This window comes from Spirochaetota bacterium (assembly GCA_034190085.1).
Classification (GTDB): Bacteria; Spirochaetota; UBA4802; order UBA4802; family JAFGDQ01; genus JAXHTS01.
In genome coordinates this window covers 1-2,888 of the sequence record JAXHTS010000060.1, presented here as the reverse complement: position 1 = coordinate 2,888, position 2,888 = coordinate 1, and the positions used below count along the sequence as shown (strand labels likewise).

Here is a 2,888-nt window from a genome sequence, read left to right as displayed (position 1 = left end):
AATGATGCAAGCTATTGCTGGTGGGGCAACAGCAAGACCATTTATAACTCATCACAATGCGCTTGATATTGACCTCTATATGAGGATAGCGCCAGAACTCTATTTAAAGAGACTGCTTGTGGGTGGATTCGAAAAGATTTTTGAACTGAATAGAAATTTCAGAAATGAGGGTATTTCAACAAAGCATAATCCTGAATTTACAATGCTTGAACTATATCAAGCTTATGCAGATTATAATGATATGATTGATATTGCACAGGAGATGATATCAACAATAGCATACAAACTTATGGGCAAGATGGCCATCGACTATCAGGGACATACAATTGATCTTACTCCTCCTTGGGAAAAGATTACATTCATTGATGTAATAAAAAAATATACAGGTATCGATTTCAATGATATTAAGACAAAGGAGGAGGCTAAGAAAGCCGCTGCATCTGCTAATATTGAAGTAGAGAAAAACCTTTCAATCTGGAAGATTGCAAGTGAGATATTTGATGAAAAGGTTGAACATAGACTAATCCAGCCAACCCTTGTTATTGATTATCCAAGGGAACTCTCTCCACTTTCAAAATCGAAGGATGATCATCCGAATTTTGTCGAGAGATTTGAGCCATTTATCGGCGGGAGAGAGTTAGGGAATGCCTTTACTGAACTGAATGATCCATTCGATCAAAAGGCAAGGTTTGAGGAACAGATGCGAATGAGAGAGGCTGGGGACGAGGAGGCGCAGATGATGGATTATGATTATCTATGCGCACTCGAACATGGCATGCCTCCTGCTGCAGGAATGGGAATTGGGATTGACAGACTTGCAATGTTGTTTATGGATACAGTATCAATTAAGGACACGATCCTATTCCCACTACTTAAGCCTGAGAAGTGAATACCCTCTCTAAGGAAGGCCAAGTTGATATAATTTTCTGCAAGTTCTGCATTATTCAGGCATTACAAACCATCTTTTAGAGACAATCTCCACTCCATAATTAAAAAAATTTGTATTTTTTTTAAAAAATTTCTTGCGTTTATACCGCATAAAAAAAGTGACATAACATTTGACTTTTAATGGATTCTGCTGTATAATTCCAGTATAAATCTTCAAGGAGGAAGAGTATGAATATTTTAAACAACATATTTATCATTGTCTTCGTTACCATAGGATTTATTTCAGGTTTTCTCTCAATATTATTTATTTATGCCTATTATAACATTTACAGATCAGAAAAAATTACTAAGGAACTCGCTAAAAATCGCTGTGATACCTTTTTACATCGTTCACTGCATCTTAAAAGTCATTAGTCCCTTCATCTATAGAATTTCTTCTTATCATAACATTAACGGAAATATCTCAGAGATACCAATTACTTAATTTGAATATCTTCTACACAAATTGTAAGGAAGGCGAATCCACTTCCTTAGAAGTGATATATTTTATACTTTTATTTTTCCAGATGCAAAGTCATACCCAGCGCCAGCTAAACATCCCCATGAAAAATACCATATAATTTCAGTGACAGGAATATTCCCCAGCACTGTTATTCCATACTCTGTATCATATAATAACCAATATCTCATCCAATAATCTGGAGATAGCCAATTATAGAGTAATAGATATATTGGTATAATTACTATTACTGTCAATATACCACTAATGATTGAAGGTAGAAATAAATCTCTTCGTATCAGTATCATTATTACCGAGATAACTATAAAAGCCATTGAACTTACAAATATTGAATTGATACCTAGCCAATTATTAAAAACTAAAAGTGATATCAGCCCACACAAGAATAGAATAAAGAATACTCCTTTTCTATCTTTGGCTTCATCCCTAATTTTTTTGCAAAAAGTAACATCAAAGATTGACACTGCAATTCCTGTAATACAAAAACCAAACAAGAAATCTTCAATAGATACACTACTAACGCCAGCCAGTGATGGCGGCTGCCAGTAATCAACAAAATACCAGACCTCTGCTATCAAACCAGCAAATCCTCCTCCAATGCTGGCTTTAATAACCTTCCGTACTAGATCTTTACGGAATATAATGATCATAAGCCAGAGAACCAATAGATAAAACGATAAAAATAGATAGATATACTTATCCGCCATTTGCTTAGTATTGTTCTTATAAATAGATTATTCGAGTATAGGGAATCACATCCTGCGTAAGGCTTAAGACAAGCAAGTGTATTACTCGGGAATATCCCCTTAAATATCTTATAAGATATCCCTCACTGTCATATTTAGAGGGCTTATTAGACATATCAATAACTTTTTTAAAAACCAACTCATTTACATCCCTTACATTTAGAGAATAGCATAGAATAGTGTTATTTATTGAAATCATTAAATCATTAATCAGTGGTTGTATTTATTCCCTAATCCTTAATCCTATGCAAATAACATATTTTTTAACAAATTGAATAGGTATATGATATTATCCTGTTTATTCAGTCAATAGATCTTTATTGAGTATTAAGAAAGCGGATCCCCTTGGTTGATCTCAATGACATCCTCGACCTCTGGGATATATAGTTACAATGAATTTAACCATTTTTCTTTGAAATATGTCTTGATTTCTAGTGGATAATAAAGTAAATATAATCAAATGTAATGAAGCTGCTATCGAAATCTTTTGATTTTGATCAATGAAGAAATAGCCTATGTAGTATTGCATACATTATTAAAGGCTGTTATTTATCACAAATCTTTAAGAGTGCAAGGATATGTTGCTATGAATGAAAAGAATATAGATAAAATTGAATCATTAGAAGAAGAAATAGAATTTCTTCGCAAAAGAGATATAGAAAGAGAAGAAGTTATAAAAACCTATGAAAAGATCATTCAAATGTATGAAATCTTTAGCGAAATGAGCAGGCAGG

The 2,888-nt window shown here is 33.3% G+C and carries 3 protein-coding genes; 2 read left to right on the top strand and 1 reads right to left on the bottom strand.

What is annotated here, in order from left to right; translation table 11 throughout:
- Both lysS and SVZ03_12040 read left to right on the top strand, forming a co-directional pair.
- Positions 1-889 (top strand): lysine--tRNA ligase (gene lysS / locus SVZ03_12045; GenBank protein ID MDY6934935.1); only part of this gene is annotated, 889 nt, incomplete at its 5' end.
- Between the two features lie 227 nt (positions 890-1,116).
- Positions 1,117-1,302, top strand: a complete 186-nt coding sequence (locus SVZ03_12040) for a hypothetical protein (protein MDY6934934.1) — start codon at positions 1,117-1,119, stop codon at positions 1,300-1,302.
- A 132-nt stretch (positions 1,303-1,434) separates the two neighbouring features.
- On the opposite strand, the gene SVZ03_12035 is transcribed toward SVZ03_12040, so the two are convergent.
- Positions 1,435-2,115, bottom strand: coding sequence for a lycopene cyclase domain-containing protein (locus tag SVZ03_12035; GenBank protein MDY6934933.1), 681 nt, complete (start codon positions 2,113-2,115; stop codon positions 1,435-1,437).
- Between the last annotated feature and the right edge of the window lie 773 nt (positions 2,116-2,888).

Coding starts and splice junctions, on each gene's coding strand:
- SVZ03_12040 (MDY6934934.1), top strand. CDS start 1,117: ATGAATATTTTAAACAACATATTTATCATTGTCTTCGTTACCATAGGA.
- SVZ03_12035 (MDY6934933.1), bottom strand. CDS start 2,115: ATGGCGGATAAGTATATCTATCTATTTTTATCGTTTTATCTATTGGTT.